Here is a 22393-nt window from a genome sequence, read left to right on the forward strand (position 1 = left end):
TTTCCGCTTTCCCTCGCTGTTTTCCTGAGCCAGTATGCGACCTAAACTTTTCGCTCCTTTCAATTGGATCCGGAGCTTGTTCCATGCCTCGGACTCTCGATCAGGGGCATTGCCCATCAAACGCCGAAAGACTTCACTCGGTCTTGCGGGGTTGGCCTGTTTGTTTCTCTCCGCGCAGCCCATATGGGCGGCATACCCCGATCGACCCATCACCATTGTCGTACCATATCCTCCAGGCGGGCCAGCCGATCTGCTGGCCCGGCCGCTAAGCGCCGAACTGCAAAAGGTGCTGGGTACCCATGTAGTCATTCAGTACAAGCCGGGCGCAGGAGGCCAGATTGCCTTGCGACATGTGGCGAACGCAAAGAACGATGGGTATACGCTTGTGTTGGTGCTTGCTGCCTACGCGATCGGGCCGCTCCTGAGCAAGGCAAGTGACTATGATCCGGTGAGAAGCTTCGAACCCGTTTCTCTACTCGCCAAGCAGCCCTTAATTCTTTACACGCGACGAACGTCGATGTTCTCGTCTGTGTCCGAGTTGATCAATCACGCCAAGGCGTTTCCTGGTGGGGTTACCATGGCTTCATCGGGATATGGGAACACCAGCCACCTCGCAGCAGAACTGCTAGCGCAGGCGACGGGGACTCAACTTACTCATGTTCCTTACCACGGCGGCGTCCAAGCAGTGACAGCTGTGATGAGTGGAGACGTGGACGCTGTCTTTGCTGGGCCGGATAGCCTTCGATACGTTGCGGCGGGAAAATTGCGACCTTTGGCAGTCGCGAGCGAAGCCAGGCTAACTATCGCACCAAACACTCCTACCTTTGCCGAGGCTGGTGTGCGCAACATGTCAGTGGAAGGCTGGTACGGTATTCTCGCGCCTAAAGGAACGCCGAAGGCAAGGATCCAGAAACTGAACCGTGCAGTGGAAATGGTGTTGTCGGATGCGTCCTTCAAAGTGCCGGTTTCCGGCCTTGGTTTCAAGATCTTCTATGCGGGGGCGGTGTCTTTCAAGGCTTTTATTCACAGCGAGCGCGAACGTTGGGCGAGGGTGATTGCCGACAGGGGCCTTGCTATGGACTAGTTGCAGCACATTCGCCGGTACACTCGTTCGAAGCTCTAATGAACTGATCTAGTCAAATGTGGAAATTTCGACATGACCCCGCTCGTTGCCGCAAGCGCGGTCTGCCTTGGCGCATCGGGGGGCACGGGAGACTTCGGCACGGCTGCGGCGGGGGCTATCACACTCTGGTGCTGCTTCTACTTGCGGGACTCAGCGCCTGCGGGTCGCTTCCACACAATGCTCCGCGCAATCTGCCTCAGGCCGCGGCTGGCAGTGCAACCGCGCCCTTGCGCGAGCCCATGGACGTCGTCGGCCCGACAGCCGTCGCCATGTCGTTTTCTGGCGGTGGCACGCGAGCCGCAGCCTTCGCGTTCGGCGCGCTGCAGGGGCTCGACGTTATTAGAGCTCCTGCGGACGCGTCGCTGCTCGACAACGTCGCATTTATCAGCAGCGTGTCAGGAGGCTCGATCACCGCAGCGTACTACGGTCTGCATGGCAAGAGCAGCCTGACGACCTTTCGATCAGTGCTCTTGAAGGACGGCGAGGCGGGACTTCGCTTCAGTCTGCTGAATCCGATCAACCTGGCGCGCCTCTTCGCCGGCGGGCTCAACGATCGGGAAGATCTCCGGACATGGCTCGACGAGGACGTGTTCAAGGGCGCGACGTTTGCCGACATGTTCCGCCGCGGCAAGCCAATCGTCTGGATCAACGCTACGAACGTCTACTACCGGGTCGCGTTCCCGTTCAGCCAATTGGCATTCGATGCGTTATGCAGTGATCTTTCAAGCTTTCCCGTCTCCGAGGCTGTCGCCGCTTCCATGGCGGTCCCGCTCTTCTTCGCGCCGATCGTCCTGCAGAAGCATCCCGAGGCTTGCAGTGCGCCGCTGCCGAGCCTTGACCACGCCCACGCGCCTGGGCGATCGCTGCTGCTTGGCGCGTTGGCAAACGCCGTTCGCGGTCACCGGGACACTTCGAAAGGAAAGTACATCAAGCTTGTCGACGGCGGGGTGACCGACAACTACGGCCTGGCCACCATTCTGCAATCGCGTGTGCTGTTGGGAACGCCTTACGGTCCCATGAGCGAGAACGACGCGATCAGTGTGCGGCGGCTACTTTTCATTGTGGTAGACGCCGGGCAGGGCCCGCGCGGCGATTGGAACCAACGGCAGGTTGGCCCATCCGGAATCGAAGTCGCAAGCGCGGCCATCGACGCGGCAATGGCGACCAACGTTCGGATGAGCTATGACGCATTCGTTCCCATGATGCAGCAATGGCGCGACGACCTCGTGGCCTATCGGTGTGGAATGCCGCATTCCCTGCAGCAGGAGATCGCTGCACGCCGCCCGGGCTGGCAGTGCAATGATGTCGAGTTCTTCGTCACGCGGATCTCGTTTGAGGCCCTCGACAATGACCGTGCTGCAAGTCTGAACGAGCTGCCGACCAGGCTTCGCCTGCCCGAGAGGGACGTCGACCGTCTGATCGAAGCGGGAAGGGATGCCATCCTTGGGAATCCGGTGATCCGCGAGTTCGAGCGCGAAGCGACTGCGCCGCGATAGTCGCGCAGCATGCCTAGCCGCGGCTTGTGATGTCCGCCAAGCCGCCCGTGGACCAACCTCAGTCCCTCAGTGTGATGCCCCAGCTCGATTCCGGGCGCTACGCCTGTAGTCCCCCAGTGCCAGCGCGCCGAATTCTGGCATGACGCACCAGTGGGATCTCTGGATGCGGATGCTACTGAAGCGGATGATGCCAAGGGATGACGTTGTTGTTCTGTTGGATCAATGCTGTCAGGGTGAAAAGCGTGACGCCTAAGGATTCATAAACGGCCTCTTCAAGTAGTGTTTCCAGTCGACCTTCCACAGCTGCCGAAAGTCAACAATCGGATCGCCGCAGCTTATGGAGATACTGGTAGTGGAAACCTGCTTGGCGTCGTCGAAGTTCTCTTCGCGCGAGTAACCTGCCATCCGCTTCATCCAGTTCAGGTCGGCGCCTGCGCAGAACGCGGTGCCATTGGCTGCCAGGACAACGACGCGAATGTCCTCGGCTTCAGACAAGGTGTTGAAAGCGCTGGTCAGCTCGGCGATCAGGATATCGTTGAAGGCGTTACGGACGTCGGGACGATTCAGGGTGACGCGTGTGAGGTGGCCTTCGCGGGCGAGGGAGAGGGTCGTGTAGCTCATCGTCATTTCGGAGGCAAGGCGAAAGCGTCAGGGCTGAGTTCCGTGACAGGCAGAACTCAGCGATCTATCGCTTTAGGCAAGACTAAGGGTCAGTGCATTGGCCGGTTCGCTCAATTGGCGCGGATCCTGGCCTGCTCCACCAGCTTGCCGAAGCGCACGTATTCGCTGCGCATCTTCTGCATGGTGGCATCGCCATCCAGGTAGCTGGCCTGCACCCCCAGATTGGCGAACTGGCGCTTTACCTCCGGATCGCTCATCAGCTTGCGCACCGCGTCGCTCAGCACGGTGCGTGCGGCGGGCGGCGTGGCTGCCGGCGCGAACAGGCCCACCCAGGCAATCACGTCGGCCGACGGATAGCCCGCTTCGGTGATGCCGGGCACCTGCGGCAGGTCGGGCAGGCGGCTCGACGACGTGACCGCCAGCGCGCGCAGCTGGCCCGACTTCACGCGCTGCACCGAACCGATGGCCGTGTCGAAGGCAAACGTGACTTCGCCAGAAAGCAGCGCCTGCACGCACTGCGCGCCGCTCTTGTAGGGCACCTCGATGATGTCGGCGCCGGAGGCGACCTTGATCGCCTCGCCAGACAACTGCGCTGTGCTGCCGACGCCGAACGATGCGTAGCTGATCTTGCCCGGCGACTTGCGCGCGGCCTGCACCACATCCGCCACCGTCTTGTACGGCGACTGCGGGGCGACCAGGATCAGGTTCGGAAACGACGCCAGCGTGCCGATTGCCGCGAAGCTGCGCAGCGGGTCATACTGCACGTTCGGCATCACCTGCGGGCTAATGGTGAAGGCCGCATTAGAGCCGAGGAACAGCGTGTAGCCGTCGGCTTCGGCCCGCGCCACGGCAGTGGCGCCGATCGTGGTGCCGCCGCCGGGGCGGTTTTCCACGACCACCGGCTGGCCCAGCGCGGCGTGCAGCTTCGGTCCCAGCATGCGCGCCATCAGGTCGATGGTGCCGCCGGCAGCGTAGGGCACTACCAGCCGGATCGGCCGGCTTGGGAAGTCCGCGGCAAGGGCGGAGGTGGCGGCGCCGGCGAAAGATGCTGCAACAAGGACAGTGGCGAGCGTCTTAGAGGGTTGCATGGTTGTCTCCTTTCAATGCTCTAGTAAGGTCAGAACTGTTCGCCGCGGGCTGCCTTGTCCTGCAGCAGTGGCGGGGGCGCGAAGCGCTCGCCATAGCGTTCGGCCAGGTACGTGGCGCGCGCCACCGCCCTGTCCAACCCGTACTGGTTGAGGAACTGGAACACGCCGCCAGTCCAGCGCGGAAAGCCGATGCCAAGCACCGAGCCGATGTCGCCGTCGCCCGCGCTGTCGAGCACGCCTTCCTCCAGGATGCGCACCGATTCCAGCGCCATGGAGAACAGCAGCCGGTCCTGCTTGTCCTGCTGCGGGAACTGCTCGTCGGGGCGCAGGAAATGGCGCGCCAGTCCGCTCCAGAACACCTTGCCGCCCTCTGCCGGGTACTCGTAGAAGCCGCCGCCGGCGGCGCGGCCCTTGCGGCCGAACTCGTCGAGCATGCGCTTCATGACCGCATCGGCTGGGTGCGCCGGCAGGGGGCGGCCCTCGGCGGCATGCGCTGCGAGCGTCTCAAGCCGGTTGTTATAGGACAGACTCAGGCTGACTTCGTCCAGTACCGCGAGCGGTCCCACGGGAAAACCGGCAAATGCGGCCGCCGCCTCGATTGCGGCCGGGTCCTGGCCTTCACCCAGCATCGCCACGCCCTCGCGCGTGAAGGTGCTGAACACACGGCTGGTAAAGAAGCCCCGGCTGTCGTTGACGACGATCGGGGTCTTGCCGAGCTGAATGACGAAGTCCAGTGCCCGGGCCAGCGTCTCCTTCGAGGTCTGCTCGCCCTTGATCACTTCCACCAGCTGCATGCGATGCACCGGCGAGAAGAAATGCATGCCGATGAAGCGGTCCGGGCGCCCCGATGCCTTGGCCAGACCGGTGATCGGCAGCGTGGACGTGTTCGAGGCCCAGAACGCGCCGTCGGCCAGCAGCGGCTCGGCGGATTTTGTGATCTCGGCCTTCAGTGCGGGGTTCTCGGGCACGGCTTCGATCACCAGGTCGACGTGGGCGAGGTCTTCGTAGCGTTCCACCGGATGGATGCGCTCCACGATCTCGCGGCGGCGGTCGGCATCGATCTCACCCTTCTCTTCGCGTTTGGCGAGCAGCTTGTCGGCGGCATCGCGCGCGCCGGCTGCCTGCGCCAGGGTGGCGTCCTTGACCCACACATCGACACCGCGCGCGGCGGCCGCATAGGCGATGCCCTTGCCCATCATGCCCGCGCCGAGCACGGCCAGCGTGCCGACCTTGCCTTTGGCCACGCCTTGCGGACGTTGCGCGCCCGACTTGATCTCGTTGGCACGGAACCAGAAGGTGCGCAGGATGTTCTTGGATACCTTGCCGGTAACGAGCTGCACGAAGTAGCGCGATTCGATGCGGCTGGCGGTGTCGAAGTCAACCTGCATGCCTTCGACCGAGGCGCACAGGATCGCTTCCGGCGCCGGGTAACACCCCTTGGTCCTGGCTCGTACCGCGGCAGCGGCGGTGGAAATCCAGCGTTTGGGGCCGTCCGCATCGTTCCAGCCGCCCGGCGGCACGTAGCCCTTGACGTCCCAGGGCTGGGTGCTCGCGGGGTGGCCGATGATCCAGGCGCACGCGGCGTCAAGCAGCGCCTGCTTCGAGTCGGCCAGCGCGTGAACCAGCCCGCTCTTGACTGCCTCGGCAGGGGACATCAGCTTGCTGTCCTGCAGATACGGCTGGCTGGCAGCCAGGCCGACCAGGCGGGTCATGCGTACCACGCCGCCGGCGCCGGGCATCAGGCCCAGCGTCGCTTCGGGCAGGCCGAACTGGACCTTGGGCTTGTCCAGCGCGATGCGATGGTGGCAGGCCAGCGCGATCTCGAAACCACCGCCCAGCGCGGTGCCATTGAGCGCGGCCACCACCGGCTTGCCCAGCGTTTCGAGCCGGCGCAGCGTGTTTTTGCCGAGCTCAGTGGCTTCGAACAGCCGCTGCGCATCGGCGGGCTGCATCTTGTAGAGGCGGTTCAGGTCGCCGCCGGCGAAGAAGGTCTCCTTGGCGGACGTCAGGATGACGCCGGCGATATCGTCTTTCTCTGCTTGCAGGCGGGTCACCATGTCGGCAAAACACTGCCGCATGGCGTCGGACATGGTGTTGACGCTTTGTTCCGGCGCGTCGAAAGTGAGGGTGACGATGCCGTCGGCGGACTTGTGGTACTGGATCGGGGCTTGCATCTGGGGTCTCCGGCAGGGCGGGCTGATCGCGCCGCGCGCGTGGTTCTGGATATCTAAGGGGGCTCAGAGGCGTTCGATGACCGTGGCCACGCCCATGCCGCCAGCCACGCACAGCGTGGCCACGCCGTAGCGTTGCTGCCGGCGTTCCAGTTCATCGAGCAGGGTGCCGACGATGATCGCGCCGGTGGCGCCGATCGGATGGCCCATGGCGATGGAGCCGCCGTTGACGTTGATCTTCTCCAGCGGCACGCCGAGCGTCTTGGCAAAATGCAGCGGTACGGCGGCAAAGGCTTCGTTGACCTCGAACAGGTCGATCTGGTCGGCACGCAGGCCGGCCTTGGCCAGCGCCTTTTGCGTGGCCGGCACCGGGCCGGTCAGCATCAGCGTGGCTTCGACCGACGCCAGGCCCGTACCCAGGATGCGCGCGCGCGGGCGCAGGCCAAGCTCCTGCCCGATGCGCTCGCTGCCGACCAGCACCAGGCCGGCACCATCGACGATCCCCGAGGAGTTGCCGGCGGTGTGCACGGCATCGATATGGTCGAGTTCGGGATAGCGCTGGCGGGCTACCACGGCGTTGGCTGCGCCAGCCGCGCCGCCAAAGGCCGGCTTGAGCGACGCCAGCGACGCCGACGTGGTTTCCTCGCGAATGTATTCGTCGTGGTCCAGCATCACCAGCCCGCTGGCATCGCGCACCGGTACCAGCGAGCGCGAGAACTTCCCTTCGCGGCGGGCAGCCGCGGCCAGTTCCTGCGAGCGCAGCGCATAGCTGTCCAGCTGTTCGCGGCCAAAGCCATGCAGCGCGGCAACCATGTCGGCGCTGAACCCCTGCGGCACATAAGCGATCTTCAGGCTGGTGGCCGGGTCATAGATCCATGCACCACCGGAGGCGCCGAGGCCCAGGCGCGACATCGACTCAACGCCGCCGGCGGCAATCAGGTCGTGCCAGCCAGAGCGGACTTTCTCCGCGGCAATATTGATCGCTTCCAGGCCGGCGCCGCAGAAACGCTGCAGTGCCATGCCGGGCACCTGCGTCCAGCCGCCTGGCGCGCACAGGGCAGCGATGCGGGGCAGGCAGGAGCCTTGGTCACCGACCGCGGAGCTGATGCCCATGATGAGATCATCCACGCGCGCTGGATCCAGGTCGTGGCGCTGGCGCAGCGCTTCCAGCAATGTGACGACAAGATCAATCGGCTTAACCTCATACAGCGCGCCGGCGCCGGGCTTGCCCTTGCCGCGCGGGGTGCGTACGGCGTCATAGATGAATGCTTCAGTCATCGCGTCTCCTCAAAAAGTGAGATGAGTGTCTCGAAAATAGTTGCGCAAGTCAAATCATGTGTCCATAATTTGTGAAACGGAGATATAAAATGAAACGTGAATCTCAAATTCAAGAGCTTCCATCCGAGTTGCAAGCCGAAAGTGGCGCAACTGCCGCAGGCAGTGCGCTGGCGCGCGGCATCCAGATCCTCCAGGCCTTCACCACCGCGACGCCGGAGTTGAACGCCCGGGACCTGATGGCCGCTACCGGCCTGCCGAGGCCGACGCTGTTCCGCCTGGCCTCGACGCTGTGCGAGGCCGGCCTGCTGCGCTACGACGAACTGACCGGCCGTTTTCAGCCGGCACCCGGGCTGGCGCGCCTGGCTTCGCCGCTGCTGGCGCGGGTGCGTATCCGCCAGCTGGCTTTCGGCCCAATGCAGGCCCTGGCCGATCGCGTGCGGGGCCAGGTTTCGCTGGGACTGGGCGCGGGCCTGGACCTGGTCTTTATCGAACTGGCCCAGGCCAAGGAATGCGAGACCGTGCGGCCGGCGATGGGCAGCCATATCTCGCTGTCGCGCACGGCAAAGGGACGGGCCTACCTTGCGGCACTGCCCCCCGAACAACGGGAGCGCTATGTCGAGGCGATGCGCGCAAGCGATCCCGAGCACGGCGCCTGGCTGGCCGATCGCATGTCGGAAGCGCGTAAGAACCTGGCCGAACGCGGCTTTTGCATCAGCCACGGTGACCTGCATCACCAACTCGATGCCGTCGCCGTGCCGGTGCGGTCCAACGTGCCGGACGAGATTTACGTGTTCGCCTGCACCGTGCCGAGCTTCGAATTGCGGCCGGGCCAGTTGGAGGAGGACGTGGGTCCGCGCCTGGCCACGATGGTGCGCAGCATTGAGGCCGCGCTGGGCATTCCCCCAGCCAGCTATGGCTGATCTGGCTGTGACGGGTTGACGTAACGGAGATCCGGGTCCGCGCAAACGAGCAGGGCCGGACCAGAGGAGAGAGGAGACAATGGAGACACTACAGACCGTGGACCGGCTTGCCCATTGGGCGCAGGTTCAACCCGACAAAGCCGCCGTACGGCTGACCGATGGGCAGGCGACATTGAACCTGACCTACGGTGAACTCGATGCGCACGCCAACCTGGTCGCGCAATGGCTGATCGGTGCTGGCTTGAAGGAGGGCGAGGGGATCGCGCTGCTGATGGAAAACCACCCGGCCATGTTCGCCCTGGCCTGGGGCGCACGGCGTGCGGGACTCTACTACACGCCTGTAAGCGTGCACCTGAATCCTTCGGAAGTGGAATATATCTTGCGCGATTGCGGTGCCAGGCTGCTGGTCGCGACGCGCAAGACCGTGGAACTGGCCGCCGCCATCGGCGAGGACTGGACCGGCGACAAGTACCTGCTCGACGGCGAAGCGCCCGGCTTCCTGCCCTTTGCTCAAGCTCTTGCGGATTATGACACCGGCACGCCCCTGCCCGAGCGCGCGGTGGGACGCGACTTCCTATACTCCTCCGGCACAACCGGCAAGCCCAAGGGCATCCGGCGCCCGCTGGTGCCGTTCGCCGACCGCTTGCGCGACGCCTATGACGCCGTGGTCTGGCGCGAATTCTTCAAGTTTGGCCGTGACACCGTCTACCTGACCATGGCACCGCTTTATCATGCGGCGCCCATGCGCAGCGTGATGCGCAATATCGACTGGGGTGGCGAGAACATCGTGTCAAGCCGCTTCGACGCCGAACAGGCCCTGCGGCTGATCGCGCAGCACCGCGTCACGCACAGCCAATGGGTGCCGACCATGATGATCCGCCTGCTGGCACTGCCCGACGCCGTGCGTGCGCAGGCCGACCTGTCGAGCATGCGCGTGGCGATCCATGCCGCCGCGCCGTGCCCGCCCGACGTCAAGCAGCGCATGATCGACTGGTGGGGCAAGGTCTGGTTCGAGTACTACGGCGGCTCAGAGGGCATTGGCCTGACCGGCGTCGACAGCGAGCAGTGGCTGCGCAGGCCGGGCACGGTAGGGCGCGCGCTGCTGGGCACGATCCACATCAAGGACGAGGCGGGCCGGGAGCTGCCAGCAGGGCAGCAGGGCCGCATATGGTTCTCGGGCGCGCCGCGCTTTGCCTACCACAACGATCCGCAAAAGACCGCCGACGCCTACGATGCGCATGGCTGCGCGACCTTCGGCGATATCGGCCACGTGGACGAGGACGGCTTTCTTTATCTCTCCGGGCGCCGCACTGACCTGATCCTGTCCGGCGGCGTAAACATCTACCCGCAGGAAATTGAAAACCTTCTTGCCACCTATCCCGGCGTGGCGGATGTCGCGGTCATCGGCGTGCCGCATCCGGAGTTCGGCGAAGCAGTCAAGGCGGTGGTCGAACTGCAGTCAGCACAGCAGCCCACGCCGGAACTGGCGGAGGCGATTCTGAACTTCTGCCGCCAGCACATCTCGCACGTGAAATGCCCACGCAGCGTGGATTTCGTCAAGGCGCTGCCGCGGCTTGAAAACGGAAAGCTCTACAAGCGGCTGCTCATCAACCAGTACGCAGCCGCTGCTGCAGCGGCTGCAGAAAGCCCGGCCGCGGCCGCCAGCTGAGCCGCACGCCTGGCAACCCAGACAAGCACCATCCAAAGGAGACATCCCCATGCGAACAGCCCTCCGTGAAGATCACGAACAGTTCCGCGACCAGGTACGCAAATTCGTCCAGCGCGAGATCGCGCCCTACCACCACGAATGGGAAAAGGTCGGCTGCGTGCCGCGCGAAACCTGGCTCAAGGCGGGCCGCGAAGGCCTGCTGCTGTGCGCCATCCCGGAGCAGTACGGTGGCGGTGGTGGCGACTTCGGACATTCCATTGTCGTGATCGAAGAGCTGATGCGCGTGCTGGCCACCGGCCCGGGCTTTCCGCTGCACTCCGACATTGTGGCGCCGTACATCCTCGCTTACGGCACCGAGGCGCAGAAGGAGCGCTGGCTGCCGCCGATGGCCCGCGGCGAAAAGATTGGCGCGATCGCCATGACCGAACCGGGCATCGGCAGCGACCTGAAATCGCTGCGCACCACCGCGCGGCGCGACGGTGACAGCTACGTCATCAACGGGCAGAAGACCTTTATCACCAACGGCGCCAATTCAGACCTGGTGATCGTGGCGTGCAAGACCGATCCCGCCGCCGGCACGCGCGGCATCAGCCTGATCGTGGTGGAAGCCGGCACGCCCGGCTTCACCAAGGGCCCGCTGCTGGAGAAGATCGGCCTGAAGGCGCAGGACACGTCCGAGCTGTTCTTTGATGAAGTGCGCGTGCCTGCCGCCAACCTGCTGGGCGAGGAAGGCAAGGGTTTCGGCTACCTGATGCACCAACTCGCGCAGGAACGGTTGATGGTCTCGGTGCGTAGCCCGGTGGTGATGGAAACCATGTTGGAAGAAACCATTGCATACACCAAGAGCCGCAAGGCCTTCGGCCAGCCGGTGTTCGACCTGCAGAACACGCGCTTCAAGCTGGCGGAAATCAAGGCGAAGACCGTCGCCTGCCGTGTCTTCATCGATCACTGCATCGCACTGCATTTCAAGAAAGAGCTCACCAGCGAAATGGCTGCCATGGCCAAGCTCTATGCCACGGAAGCGCAAGGGCAGGCAGTCGATGAACTGCTGCAGCTGCACGGCGGCTACGGTTTCATGCGCGAGTATGGCATCGCACGGGCATTCGTGGACAGCCGCGTACAGCGGATCTATGGCGGTACGTCGGAGATCATGAAGGAGATCATCGGCCGCAGCCTGTGAGCGGGGAGAACCCGGTCGCTGGTCAGACGGGAGCAGCGGCGGCCGGCTCTGCGAGTGTGCATTGCTGGAAAGTATTGATGTCTGCTTCGCCCCGTTGCTCAGTCCGGATGACGCAGCCAGGCATCCGCACAACGTCGCACGCGGCATTTACGTTGAAGAGGATGGCCAGCTTCAGGCAAGGCCGGCACCGCGGTTCGATGGAAAGCTGTGGCACCCGGTCCGATTCCACAATCTGAGCAAGGATCAGAAATGAATTTCCAATTTTCCGAAGAGCAGAAGTCCATCGTCGAGGCAGTCCAGGCGGTCTGCTCGCAGTTCGACATGGAGTACTGGGACCGGCTCGACAAGTCCGGCACTTATCCGCATGAGTTCTACAAGGCACTGTGCGAAGGCGGGTGGCTTGGCGTAGCGATGCCGGAAGCGTATGGCGGCGCCGGCCTGGGCATTCTGGAGGCCGCGCTGGTGACGCAGACCATCTCGCAGTCGGGCGCGGGCATGACCGGCGCCTCGGCAGTGCACATGAACGTGTTCGGCCTGAATCCGGTGGTGGTGTTCGCTACCGATGAACAGAAGCGCCGTTACCTGCCGCCCCTGATCGCCGGCCAGGAAAAAGCTTGTTTCGGCGTGACCGAGCCCGATGCGGGGCTCGACACATCCAAGCTCAAGACCTTTGCCCGGAAGGTGCCGGGCGGCTATTCGGTGAGCGGCCGAAAGATCTGGATATCGACCGCACAGGTGGCGGACCGCATGCTGCTGCTGGCGCGCACGCAGACGCTGGAATCGGTGAAGAAGCCCACCGACGGGCTGTCGCTGTTCTACACCAGGATAGATCGCAGCAAGATCGAGATCCGCGAGATCGACAAGATGGGCCGCGCTGCCGTCGACACCAACATGCTGTTCATCGACGACCTGTTCATTCCCGAGGAAGACCGCATCGGGGAGGAGGGGCGCGGCTTCGAGTACATCCTGCACGGGCTTAATCCGGAGCGCATCCTGATCGCTTCCGAGGCCGTCGGCCTCGGCCGCGCGGCGCTGGCCATCGCCACGCAATATGCCAAGGAGCGCGTCGTGTTCGGCCGTCCGATCGGCATGAACCAGGGGGTGCAGCATCCGCTGGCGCAGGCATGGATGCAGCTCGAGGCGGCCAACCTCATGATGCTCAAGGCTGCCGCGCTGTACGACGCCGGCGAGCCTTGCGGCGCCGAGGCCAACACCGCCAAATACCTTGCTGCGGAAGCAGGGCACAACGCTTGCCAGACCGCCATCCTGACGCTGGGCGGCATGGGCTACTCGCGCGAGTACCGGGTCGAACGATTGCTGCGCGAGTCGTATATCCCGCGTATCGCGCCGGTCAGCCCGCAACTGATCATGTGCTTTATCGCCGAGCGCGTGCTGGGCCTGCCGAAATCGTACTGAATCGACGCGCAATCGCCTACCGCTGGCGGCCGCTGCCGCCTCCGCTACGCGCCTGGGCGCATGACCGCACGCCGCAACCATTGCGCGGCGTTGACCCGGATCGCGACAGTCGATCCAGGGTGATACACCAAGAAGGATAGGAGAACCAAGATGAAGCTTGAAAACATGTCTGCCGTGGTTACCGGGGGCGCCTCTGGCCTGGGACTTGCCACCGCCCGCCGCTTGCTCGAACGAGGCGTCGCCGTGGTCATCGCCGACCTGTCGGCAGAGCGGGGTGCCGCCGCCATGCAGGTACTTGGCGACAAGGCGAGATTCGTGCAGGCGGACGTCTGCGATACGGAGCAGATGGGCCGTGTCTACGACACGGCCGAATCGCTTGGCTCGCTGCGCGCGCTGGTCCACTGCGCGGGATTGGGCGGTACCGTGCGGCTGGTCGAGAAGGACGGAACACCGGGATCGATCGAGAAATACGAATCGATCGTACGGATCAACCTGATCGGCACCTTCAACTCGCTGCGGCTGGCGGCGGCACGCATGGCAAAGAACGAGCCCGTCGACGGTGAGCGCGGTGCCTGCGTGCTCACCGCCTCGGTGGCTGCCTACGAGGGTCAGATTGGCCAGATTCCCTACGCCTCCGCCAAGGCCGGCGTGGTCGGCATGACGCTTGTGGCTGCGCGCGACCTGGCCCAGCGCCTGATCCGCGTCAGCACCATCGCGCCGGGCGTGTTCGATACTCCCATCCTGGATCGCCTGCCGGAGACTGTGCGAGCCGCGCTGAGCGCTTCCGTTCCGCATCCGGCACGCCTGGGCAAACCGGACGAGTTTGCTTCGACGGCGCTGCACATCCTTGAAAATCCGATGATCAACGGCGAAACCATTCGCCTTGACGGTGCCATCCGGATGGCCGCGCGCTAACGACCGCGCTGGGCGCACACAAATTTGCGCAGTGGGACTGCAAGAGCCGGAATGATCCGGCCGGCCCACTGGCGCGACACCACTACGTGGAGGAGAAAAACCATGCGTTTCAAGCTATTGATCAAGGCGGGATTGTCGCTGGTGGCTGCATTCTCGGCCGCCGTCACGACGCCGGCTGCGGCAGCCTGGCCGGAGCGGGCGATCACCATCATCGTTCCGGGAGCGCCGGGGGGCACCATCGACATTCCGGCCCGCCTCATGGCACAGAAGCTTACTGGCCTGCTGGGCCAGCCTGTCATCATCGACAATCGCCCCGGAAGCGGTGGCATTATCGGCGTGCAGGCACTGCTTCGGGCGCCAGCAGACGGCTACACCCTGGTGGCGGGGAATACCGGTTCCCACGCTATCAACTACAGCGCCTACAAGCAACTGCCCTATCGCCCCGCGGACTTTATTCCGCTCACCGATCTGATCGTGTTCCCGAATGTACTGGTGGTCAACGCGCAGTCCCCGATCAGGACGGTCGCGGAGCTAGTCGCGGAACTCAAGAGCCGGCCGGGGCAGCTTAGCTTCCCCTCCGCCGGCATCGGGCAAACCACGCACCTGAGCGGTGAAATGTTTGGGATGCGCACCGGCACCAAGGCCATTCACGTGCCTTACCGCGGCTCGGTTCCCGCGACCACCTCGCTGGTCTCCGGTGAAACCACCTTCATGTTCGACAACCTCACGCAAGCGCTGCCGCAAATACGCTCTGGGAAACTGCGCGCCCTGGCAGTTACCAGCGCGGAACGCGTTGCCAGCCTGCCGGAGGTGCCCACCATGGCGCAAGCAGGCGTCAATGACTTCGTGGTGACGGGCTGGGCCGGATTCTTCGTCTCCGCTAAGACCCCGCCGGCCATTGTCGCCAAGCTGCAGGACAGCCTGATCAAGGCCATGCGCGATCCGGAAGTCGTGGCGAAGATCAGGGAGATGGGAAGCCTCCCGGGAGGGCAGCCGCAGGCGAAGTTCGCTGCCTTCGTCGACAGCGAGCAGCGACTTTGGGGCCAGATCGTCCGTCATTCGAATCTGAGTCTTGACTAGGCTGGCGTGAGTGACACCACGCGCCGCTAGCCGCACGGTGCTGCATCGGTTCCTACGTAGGTACTGGAATCCGGGGGCTCGAAAAGCGCGGTCACGGTGAACCTGAGCCTGGATTATCTGGACTCCGCACGCCTTGGCGATTTACCAAGAAAGGTTGCCGAGTACGCACCCGTGATACAGCACAACAGCAATTTCGAAAAGGAGACATTAACGCCCTCCACTGCGCTTTGTTCGGAGGGGCTCGAATGCATGTACGCTGGACGCACCTGCCCATTTTTTTCGCATCCGGGCCTGCCAAAGGTGTTCCACAGGGCGTAGTCTTGATTTCGGTGCAATGTGTGCGACGGTTTGCAAACCTAACCGGGTTCTGGGTCAGCCTAAGTTCTTGATTTTCTGAAATTTATGCTGGATCGATAGGCCTCACGCGAGGAGCGAATGAAAACTGCCGACGTCAAATTCCTGGTGCGAGAAGTACTGAGCATCTTGCCCACACCATACACGGAACACGTCATCGATGAAGTCTTCGGTGCGATAGAGAGCAACCCAGAATGGCGGCGCCGCTATGAGATTCAGTGCGCTGCCCTCGGCAAGAACGTCGTGAATACTTGGGGTGGGTATTGGGTGGCAAACGCCCTCGGCAAGCTGGGGGAGCGCCAAGCTCAGAGCAAGAGGAGTTCACTGATTGGCTCGTACTCGTTGCTCGACACCGATGCCACGCCCGTGAAGCGGAAGCCGAAAGAGCCAGAGGCGCTCGAGATGGTGGCGGCTCACTTTCGGGCCCATAAGGCAGAACTTCCTAACGAAATCCGCAACTACCGGGATGAGCTTGTAATGCTGGTGATGGAGGGGATGTCTCCGGAAAAGGCGTTCCAAATGGTTAGCCATTGGCCGTCCCGAGGGCTGGGGGAATAATGAGAACGAGGCTGGTGCTCTGGTTCGTCGCTGTAGCGATTCTATCGCCCCGGTTGGCCCTTGCCACCGAATTCGGCAGTAAGGGCGGGCCGGAGCCCGCCAACATTGAACAGATCGCAGCACGGCTTCGCGAGGATCCCTATGATCTGGAGTTGCTGATCAGCTTTGGCACGTCCAAACGCGGATCGGCCGGCCATATCGCACTGGCGCTCCGTGACGATCTGGCTGGCGACGAGGTGGTGTATTCGGCCAATTTTTATGCGGACCGAGACATCAAGCACGCGAGCGGCTACTACACCGCCGATCTGATGATCGCCATACCCAAGCAGGAATATCTGTTCAGGACAATCTCCACGATCGCCGAGACAGCATCGTTTGGGCTGGACTTCGGCGAAATCTACAAGCGCTCAGTCATCGGTGTGCGTGTCTACGGCGTGCCAGCGGCGGAAAGGGCGGCCCTGGCAGCTTATTTCCGGCGCATCAACGAAGACTATCACCGGCAGCGTAGTAACACCGAGTATCACCGAGGGCAAATAAAGTACGACTACCTGCGCCTGAACTGCGCCAAGACCATCGGCGCCGCCTTCAGGTTTGGGGCTGGCTACCGCGACCTGGAGGTGACCAGCGCGAGAGTGCTGTCAGGACGGCGCGTGGTGGCGGCAGCCACCGCCAACGTCCCTACCGATATGGCGATGAAGCTGATCAAGGAGTGGGGCCGGCGCAAGTACGGCATGGACGTGGTGCTGTATAAAAAGTACCGTGGCTCGGCCTATGTCGACCCGCAAGAGGAAGAGAAAGTGGCCTTCAAGGACTTGCCCGACCGCTTTCCCTCGGTCCTGTCGCTAGACTTCCGCCGCGACGCCGGGGCTTACCAGGACTATGACAACCTTCTGGCGATGTACCTCCTTTTCAACCTCGGTAGGTACAGCGTTCGTGTCAACGAACAGACGATGCTGCTCGAAATCGAGAAATCGAAGGACCCCATGCCCTATCCCGAGGCGCTGAAGCTCGCGGCCCGCGACGCCAGGGCCGACAGCGAAAACTACCGGCGCCAGGTCGAGTTCCGCCCGAGCGGCGAGAGGATCGGCGAGGCGCCGGACAACACGCACCTTTACCACTTCACCGATGAGTCGGCTGGACGGACGGGGCGCTAGCGGGGGCTGGCCAGTTTCGGTGAATGCCTATCTTGTAAAGGAGTTCCTCGACGCGCAGGCGCTCCGTTCCGGATGCCCAATCAATAATTTCAATCACGAAATTATTGGGTTGTGACGCGTTCGGCCGGAATCCACCGACGAGCCGCCTGGACATCCGCGTGGCCCCGGCGATCTTGCCGTGCTGCATTTTTCCTCCGGCTCCACAGGCAAAGTCAAGGCTGCGATGCAGAGCTACGGCAATCGCCTGGCCGCGTTTCGCAAGGTGCTGCTGTCCGACAGCGAGGTACGTCCCGGCGATCGGCTGGCGTTGCTGGGCCCGGTCACGCATGCGTCGGGCATGCTCGTCCAGCCCAATCTGTTCCGCGGCACGGAGTTAGTGCTGTTCGAACGCTTCGACCCGGCCGAATTCCTGGATTCGGTCGGCAGGCATGGCTTGTCATCCCCTCCCAGCCGAATCTGGCCGCGGCGGCGCCTGGCGAAACGTGAGTCCGAATTCCAGACGGAATAATGCACGATAACGTTGCCTTACCGCACTCGTCTGAAAGCAGCGGTAGCGCGATGGACTACCCTTAGCCCTTCTGGATTTGAGGCATAGCCTGTCACGTCGGTGGTTGTTGGTTCCACCACCGGTGCTGGTGCCGCCCATCGGGTGCTCCCAACGTTCAAAAGACAGAGCCCGCACGCTAGCCCTTTACGCGTCGCTGAGCGACTTGTATCATGACTTCTCACGAATTTTGAGAATTCTCAAATCTCATGAGAACTGAAGAGAAGAGCTTGCCCGATCCCTGGCACTTTGGCCGCCCCGAGTTGGCAAACGGGTATCTGCATGCGTTTGACTTAAAACTATCCGCAGCCCGGGGACTGTTCGCTCGCCGACGAATGGGAAAGACCGAGTTCTTGCGCCGAGACCTGATGCCGGCGGCCGTTGAGCATGGTTACCTCACAGCGTACACAAACCTCTGGGATAGCCGTACCTCGCCTGAAAACGCCCTTGTGGCAGCGCTTGGCGACGCCCTCGAACCCAAAGGAGCGGCCGCATTGTTGTCCAAGCTTCGCGCCCCGGTCAGGAAGTTGAAGGCCAGCGCGAAAATTCCAGGTGGGGTAGAGGGTTCATTGGAAGCCGAGCTAGGAAAGGCTGGCGTAGACAGGACCGCGGCGCTGCATGAAGTACTCAAGCAGTTCGACCGCACCAAGAAGCCGCTGCTCCTCGTGATTGATGAAGCCCAAGTCCTGGCCGGCGCGGACCACAGCGATTTCGCTCACGCCCTGCGCGCCGCGCTCGATATCCGCAAGGATCGCATCAAAGTCATCTTTGCCGGCAGTTCCGAGACGACCCTTCGCGCCATGTTCGCGAGGGCGTCGGAGCCGTTCTTCAACTGGGCACCTCTCGAGCCGTTCCCCTTGCTTGGCGATGAGTTCGTTGCCTTCACGGTCAAGCTCCTGAACAGCATGGCGCGTCAGAAGCTAACGCTGGAGCAGGGTATGCGCGCGTTCGACGAACTGCATCGCACCCCGGAGTTCTTCAAACGGTTTATCGAAAGGTACATGCTCTATCAACCGCAGGGAGACGTCGCAGCGCTTGCCTACACAAAGGCCTCAGTCTTCTCAAACGAACACTCGCTCGCTCAGTGGCGCCAGCTTAAGCCGGCTGACCGGGCGATTCTATACCTGCTAGCACGCGGCGAGTCCGATTTGCACTCCAGCGCCACACTCGAAAAGCTGAGTACCATGCTTGGCAAGCCTGCCACCCGGAACACCACGGCCCATGCACTGCGCCGTTTGCTTGCCGATAACGTCGTGACCCGTCTGGCCATGGGCGACTACCGCATCGAAGACGAAGCGTTTGCCGAGTGGATTCGCAAGCGTCAGGAGCCTGCGCCGGAGAACTGATTCCGGTAAGCTTCAACGAAGGGGGCAGGACCAACGGGCTGAGGCTTAGCCGCGTACTTTTGCACATAACGCCCGTACTGAGAAATTTTATTATTTGTAGCGGCAAAGGTTCAATGTCCGGACATTTCAACTTTGCCTGGACATTTATTGTCTGTCCGGGTTGCGGGAGGTTACGTTGTTGAGGGAGAAGGGTGAATGTCTGTCGGCCCCGCGAGCAGCTCAGTCCCGTCGGCATGTAGGCGCTCGGTTCCGGAAAGTTCAGGTACATACGCTAAGACGAAGGCGCAGCAACGGCGCCTGATGCCGGCAAGCATTGCTGTCTGCGGCGAGTCGAGAAATAGGCTAGCGCTCGCTGCGACTCACCTCGGTCTTCGAAGGGTTGCCATTCGCGCCAACTAGTGTCTGCCAGTTCGCATCCACCGTGCCCAACTCCGCCCTAATCGGATCCTGAGGCAAGATCGAAGTATTGCGGAGAGATCGGATCCACAGGATGCACCGTAATACCGTACCGTGCAATCTGACCAACCCCAACGTTCTCCTAAATGCTGGGAGCGCATTCAGAGGGCGGGTCCGCAATTGAAAATGCTTCTAGTTCTCGATGAGTGCGATTGGCGCTCACCGAAATGGGCTCGTCCTGCCATAGCTACAGGTGTCGAGACACAATCAACCTAGTACAACATCCCGTAAATATCTTGAATAAGTAATCGCCTCGGATATCATGGCGGGATGAGCCGAGGCCGCCAAGCAATGCCAGTGAAGCTGGCGAAAAGGGAAAGACAGGAACTGCAAACGCTGATCGAGCGGAAGACGGCCGCGCAGCGAGATGTGATGCGTGCGCGAATCGCGTTGTGGGCCCACGAGGGTCACGCTAACACGGTCATTGCGCGGGAACTGGGTGTATCGGCGCAAACGGTCTGCCTGTGGCGTAAGCGCATTGCGCAGCAAGGTGTCCAAGGAATTCGGGAGGGCGAGCGCAGTGGCCGGCCGCCACGTATCAGCCAGGAGGCGCGACTGCAGTTGATTGCGCTGGCATGTGAGACGCAGGAACCTGAAGGTCGAGTCACGCCCACGCTCGATGAGATCGTGACGCGCGCTGTGGAGCGTGGAGTCGTCGAGCAAATCAGCCGCAGCCAGGTGCAGCGCATTCTGCAGGCCGGCGACGTGCGTCCGCACCGGGTCCAGCAATGGCTGCATAGCCCAGATCCGGCCTTTCGTGAGAAGGTCAACGGGATTTGCAAGCTGTATCGCAAGGCGCCTCGGAACGCGGTGGTGCTCAGTATCGACGAGAAGACCGGCATTCAGGCCATCGAACGCAAGCACCCTGGACGCGCACCTGCACCGGGACGACTGCGTCGTCGCGAGTTTGAGTATGTTCGTCACGGCACCCAGGCGTTGATTGCAGCGCTGGACGTGCACACCGGACAGGTGTTGGCAGAATGCCGCGACCGGCGCACCCAGGACGACCTGGTGGCCTTCATGGAGCGCGTGGCCGCCGCGTATCCGGGCAAACAGGTGCACGTCGTGTGGGACAACCTGAACACACATTGCGCCCAGGCCGTCTGGCAGGCGTTCAACGCGCGACACGATGGGCGGTTTCACTTCCACTTCACGCCATTGCACGCGAGTTGGGTCAATCAGATCGAACTCTGGTTTGCCCGCTACACGCGCCGGGTACTGCGCAATGCGAGCCACACCAGCATCGCGCACCTGCGCGAGCGCACCGAACAGTTTGTCCGCGCGCACAATCAGGCGGCGTGCCCGTTCAAATGGTCTTTCCGGGGCTATCCGCTGCAAACCGGCGCATCGTAATCGAGGATAGAAATGTCAGCCTTACCCGCCAAACATTATGCTGCCAAATTGCAGGGGCAACTGCGCAGCCTGCTCGGCCACGAGCAGATCATCACGCAAGCCTACGGGCGTCACCTGTTGATTAAGCGTCTGGACGACCAAGAGCCGACCGTGGTGGCTCGGTTGACCGAGCTCGGTCGCAATCGTTATGGCGCAGCTTTTCGCACCCATAGCGGGCGTTGGGAACCGTTGCCAGGCAACGGTACACTCGACGAGATGGCCGAGGTGGTCGTCTCGCTCTTGAACCCGTATCTGCAGCCCGATAATTATTGAAGCTATTTAAGGGATGTTGTACTAGTGGATTGTCTCGTCATTTCATATTATTGGTGCAGTGCAATTCGAACACTCCCATTTGGGAGTGTTCTGCTCAGCGGAGGGGCGCAATGACCCGTGCCGAGACCATTCATCAGGCGATCCGAACGCTTTATCAAGCGGCGCTAGCCCCAGAGGAATGGACCGGAGCGCTTAGGTCGGTGTTTGCAACGGTGGGGAGCTATCGTGGCATGTTGTTCTTCGAACCGAGTAACGGTCCCAACTTTGCTGTTGCAACTGGGTTTATCGACGAACATGCGAGAAGGATTCAACAGGAGTTTGCGACCCGCATGCCAGATTGGATCGAGTCCATCCCAGTTGGCGCCGTGATGCGGCAAACCTCCGTGATCTCGGATGCGGATTTCCGTCGAACCGATCTCTATCAAGACGCGCTCCGGCCAGCGGACGCCTTTTACGGGATCATTGCGCCGCTAGCCCGAACGCCGGAGCGGAGAATCCTCCTTTCTGCAGGACGTAACCTAGGTGAGCGGGACTTCACAGAAGAAGACGTTGGCGCCTTTCGCATGCTTGTGCCCCACCTCCTAACTGCCTTGGCGGTCCGGCACCGAATAGAAGCTGCGGACTTGCAGGGGAGATGGGCTCTTGAGGTATTCGGCCAATTGAATGTGGGCGTCATACTTGTGGATGTTTGGATGCGGCCGGTCTTTGCGAACGCGAGGGCAGAAATGATCGCCGCTGTTGGCGACGGCTTACTCTTGCGGGAGCAAGGGATTTCTTCCTCGACTCCTGCCGAGTCCAAACTTCTATCGGAGTTAGTCGCTAGAGCGATCGCCTTTAACCATCTGTCGCGTGACGCCAGCGAGGGTGCGATCCATCATCCCGCTCTCAGGTGCCATCTTTCGCGCAGACAGCCGCGGCCGCCCCTACTTGTTACAGTAGTTCCTGTCCAAGACGCCTGCCGGCTAAATGGGGTCAGTAATGCGACGCGCGCAATCTTGTTTGTGGTAGACCCCGACGTGCCACCAGGCGCTGAACCTATTCACGCCGCCGAAATGTTCGACCTGACCCAGCGCGAATCCGAACTGGCTGCCATGCTAGCGAGTGGATTAGCGCTTACCGATGTGGCATCGCAGCTGGGGATTACGATCGGCACCGCGCGTGGTTACCTCAAACATGTTTTGGCAAAGACCGGTACGCACCGCCAAGGTGAGTTGGTTTCCCTTCTGCTCAGAGGCCAACCAGTAAGCGGTGATTCCAGCTCTGACTCCCTCAGCTTTCAGCGACCTTAACCCATAGGAAAGATGCACTGCCTAACCCTTGCCCGTTGATTGGCGTTGCACCACCACCGGCGTAGCCACA

General features: G+C 62.3%; 18 protein-coding genes and 1 pseudogene. 15 read left to right on the plus strand and 4 right to left on the minus strand.

Annotated elements, in window-relative coordinates; translation table 11 throughout:
* Nucleotides 1–109 precede the first annotated feature (109 nt).
* Nucleotides 110–1084, plus strand: coding sequence for a Bug family tripartite tricarboxylate transporter substrate binding protein (locus CTP10_RS31505; RefSeq protein WP_233528474.1), 975 nt, complete (start codon nucleotides 110–112; stop codon nucleotides 1082–1084).
* 278 nt (nucleotides 1085–1362) lie between these two features.
* Nucleotides 1363–2619: a patatin-like phospholipase family protein gene (locus tag CTP10_RS31510; RefSeq protein ID WP_233528473.1), complete on the plus strand. Its 1257-nt coding sequence runs from the start codon at nucleotides 1363–1365 to the stop codon at nucleotides 2617–2619.
* 249 nt (nucleotides 2620–2868) lie between these two features.
* On the opposite strand, the gene CTP10_RS31515 is transcribed toward CTP10_RS31510, so the two are convergent.
* The 4 genes from CTP10_RS31515 to CTP10_RS31530 form a co-directional block, all read right to left on the minus strand.
* Entirely contained in the window at nucleotides 2869–3240 is a 372-nt protein-coding gene (locus CTP10_RS31515; protein WP_116323820.1) for an enoyl-CoA hydratase-related protein, read from the minus strand.
* Between the two features lie 110 nt (nucleotides 3241–3350).
* A complete protein-coding gene (locus tag CTP10_RS31520) occupies nucleotides 3351–4328 on the minus strand; it encodes a Bug family tripartite tricarboxylate transporter substrate binding protein (RefSeq protein WP_116323814.1) in 978 nt (325 codons plus the stop codon).
* A gap of 29 nt (nucleotides 4329–4357) precedes the next feature.
* Entirely contained in the window at nucleotides 4358–6502 is a 2145-nt protein-coding gene (locus tag CTP10_RS31525) for a 3-hydroxyacyl-CoA dehydrogenase NAD-binding domain-containing protein (protein WP_116323813.1), read from the minus strand.
* Nucleotides 6503–6565: 63 nt separating this feature from the next.
* Nucleotides 6566–7777 (minus strand): acetyl-CoA C-acetyltransferase, encoded by a 1212-nt coding sequence (locus CTP10_RS31530; protein WP_116323812.1) that lies wholly within the window; start codon nucleotides 7775–7777, stop codon nucleotides 6566–6568.
* A gap of 89 nt (nucleotides 7778–7866) precedes the next feature.
* On the opposite strand from CTP10_RS31530, the gene CTP10_RS31535 reads away from it, so the two are divergent.
* From CTP10_RS31535 to CTP10_RS31600, 13 genes and pseudogenes are all read left to right on the plus strand, one after another.
* Nucleotides 7867–8697 (plus strand): IclR family transcriptional regulator, encoded by an 831-nt coding sequence (locus tag CTP10_RS31535; protein WP_116323811.1) that lies wholly within the window; start codon nucleotides 7867–7869, stop codon nucleotides 8695–8697.
* Between the two features lie 79 nt (nucleotides 8698–8776).
* The gene (locus tag CTP10_RS31540) at nucleotides 8777–10366 is read left to right on the plus strand and encodes an AMP-binding protein (protein ID WP_116323810.1); all 1590 of its coding nucleotides are present in this window, start codon (nucleotides 8777–8779) and stop codon (nucleotides 10364–10366) included.
* 49 nt (nucleotides 10367–10415) lie between these two features.
* Nucleotides 10416–11546, plus strand: a complete 1131-nt coding sequence (locus CTP10_RS31545; RefSeq protein ID WP_116323809.1) for an acyl-CoA dehydrogenase family protein — start codon at nucleotides 10416–10418, stop codon at nucleotides 11544–11546.
* Nucleotides 11547–11795: 249 nt separating this feature from the next.
* Nucleotides 11796–12962 (plus strand): acyl-CoA dehydrogenase family protein, encoded by a 1167-nt coding sequence (locus tag CTP10_RS31555; RefSeq protein ID WP_116323808.1) that lies wholly within the window; start codon nucleotides 11796–11798, stop codon nucleotides 12960–12962.
* Between the two features lie 150 nt (nucleotides 12963–13112).
* Nucleotides 13113–13877 (plus strand): SDR family NAD(P)-dependent oxidoreductase, encoded by a 765-nt coding sequence (locus tag CTP10_RS31560; protein ID WP_116323807.1) that lies wholly within the window; start codon nucleotides 13113–13115, stop codon nucleotides 13875–13877.
* 102 nt (nucleotides 13878–13979) lie between these two features.
* Entirely contained in the window at nucleotides 13980–14957 is a 978-nt protein-coding gene (locus tag CTP10_RS31565; protein WP_116323806.1) for a Bug family tripartite tricarboxylate transporter substrate binding protein, read from the plus strand.
* Between the two features lie 435 nt (nucleotides 14958–15392).
* Nucleotides 15393–15869, plus strand: a complete 477-nt coding sequence (locus tag CTP10_RS31570; protein WP_116323805.1) for a hypothetical protein — start codon at nucleotides 15393–15395, stop codon at nucleotides 15867–15869.
* Between the two features lie 14 nt (nucleotides 15870–15883).
* Nucleotides 15884–17023: a hypothetical protein gene (locus CTP10_RS31575; RefSeq protein WP_233528472.1), complete on the plus strand. Its 1140-nt coding sequence runs from the start codon at nucleotides 15884–15886 to the stop codon at nucleotides 17021–17023.
* 163 nt (nucleotides 17024–17186) lie between these two features.
* Nucleotides 17187–17450 (plus strand): annotated as a pseudogene (locus tag CTP10_RS31580) (AMP-binding protein); the annotation flags it as partial.
* 347 nt (nucleotides 17451–17797) lie between these two features.
* A complete protein-coding gene (locus CTP10_RS31585) occupies nucleotides 17798–18913 on the plus strand; it encodes a hypothetical protein (protein ID WP_233528471.1) in 1116 nt (371 codons plus the stop codon).
* Between the two features lie 726 nt (nucleotides 18914–19639).
* Nucleotides 19640–20722, plus strand: a complete 1083-nt coding sequence (locus tag CTP10_RS31590) for an IS630 family transposase (protein ID WP_116324090.1) — start codon at nucleotides 19640–19642, stop codon at nucleotides 20720–20722.
* A gap of 12 nt (nucleotides 20723–20734) precedes the next feature.
* A complete protein-coding gene (locus tag CTP10_RS31595) occupies nucleotides 20735–21034 on the plus strand; it encodes a hypothetical protein (RefSeq protein WP_116324089.1) in 300 nt (99 codons plus the stop codon).
* Between the two features lie 230 nt (nucleotides 21035–21264).
* Nucleotides 21265–22323 (plus strand): helix-turn-helix transcriptional regulator, encoded by a 1059-nt coding sequence (locus tag CTP10_RS31600; protein WP_158577779.1) that lies wholly within the window; start codon nucleotides 21265–21267, stop codon nucleotides 22321–22323.
* Nucleotides 22324–22393 lie beyond the last annotated feature (70 nt).

The sequence above is a fragment of the Cupriavidus sp. P-10 genome, assembly GCF_003402535.2.
GTDB lineage: Bacteria > Pseudomonadota > Gammaproteobacteria > Burkholderiales > Burkholderiaceae > Cupriavidus.

Bases quoted from the DNA above. Each gene is read 5' to 3' on its own strand.
- CTP10_RS31515 (WP_116323820.1), bottom strand. From the start codon at position 3,240: ATGAGCTACACGACCCTCTCCCTCGCCCGCGAAGGCCACCTCACACGC.
- CTP10_RS31570 (WP_116323805.1), top strand. From the start codon at position 15,393: ATGAAAACTGCCGACGTCAAATTCCTGGTGCGAGAAGTACTGAGCATC.
- CTP10_RS31555 (WP_116323808.1), top strand. From the start codon at position 11,796: ATGAATTTCCAATTTTCCGAAGAGCAGAAGTCCATCGTCGAGGCAGTC.
- CTP10_RS31510 (WP_233528473.1), top strand. From the start codon at position 1,363: ATGGACGTCGTCGGCCCGACAGCCGTCGCCATGTCGTTTTCTGGCGGT.
- CTP10_RS31545 (WP_116323809.1), top strand. From the start codon at position 10,416: ATGCGAACAGCCCTCCGTGAAGATCACGAACAGTTCCGCGACCAGGTA.
- CTP10_RS31540 (WP_116323810.1), top strand. From the start codon at position 8,777: ATGGAGACACTACAGACCGTGGACCGGCTTGCCCATTGGGCGCAGGTT.
- CTP10_RS31530 (WP_116323812.1), bottom strand. From the start codon at position 7,777: ATGACTGAAGCATTCATCTATGACGCCGTACGCACCCCGCGCGGCAAG.
- CTP10_RS31565 (WP_116323806.1), top strand. From the start codon at position 13,980: ATGCGTTTCAAGCTATTGATCAAGGCGGGATTGTCGCTGGTGGCTGCA.
- CTP10_RS31560 (WP_116323807.1), top strand. From the start codon at position 13,113: ATGAAGCTTGAAAACATGTCTGCCGTGGTTACCGGGGGCGCCTCTGGC.
- CTP10_RS31595 (WP_116324089.1), top strand. From the start codon at position 20,735: ATGTCAGCCTTACCCGCCAAACATTATGCTGCCAAATTGCAGGGGCAA.
- CTP10_RS31535 (WP_116323811.1), top strand. From the start codon at position 7,867: ATGAAACGTGAATCTCAAATTCAAGAGCTTCCATCCGAGTTGCAAGCC.
- CTP10_RS31520 (WP_116323814.1), bottom strand. From the start codon at position 4,328: ATGCAACCCTCTAAGACGCTCGCCACTGTCCTTGTTGCAGCATCTTTC.
- CTP10_RS31600 (WP_158577779.1), top strand. From the start codon at position 21,265: ATGTTGTTCTTCGAACCGAGTAACGGTCCCAACTTTGCTGTTGCAACT.
- CTP10_RS31590 (WP_116324090.1), top strand. From the start codon at position 19,640: ATGAGCCGAGGCCGCCAAGCAATGCCAGTGAAGCTGGCGAAAAGGGAA.
- CTP10_RS31525 (WP_116323813.1), bottom strand. From the start codon at position 6,502: ATGCAAGCCCCGATCCAGTACCACAAGTCCGCCGACGGCATCGTCACC.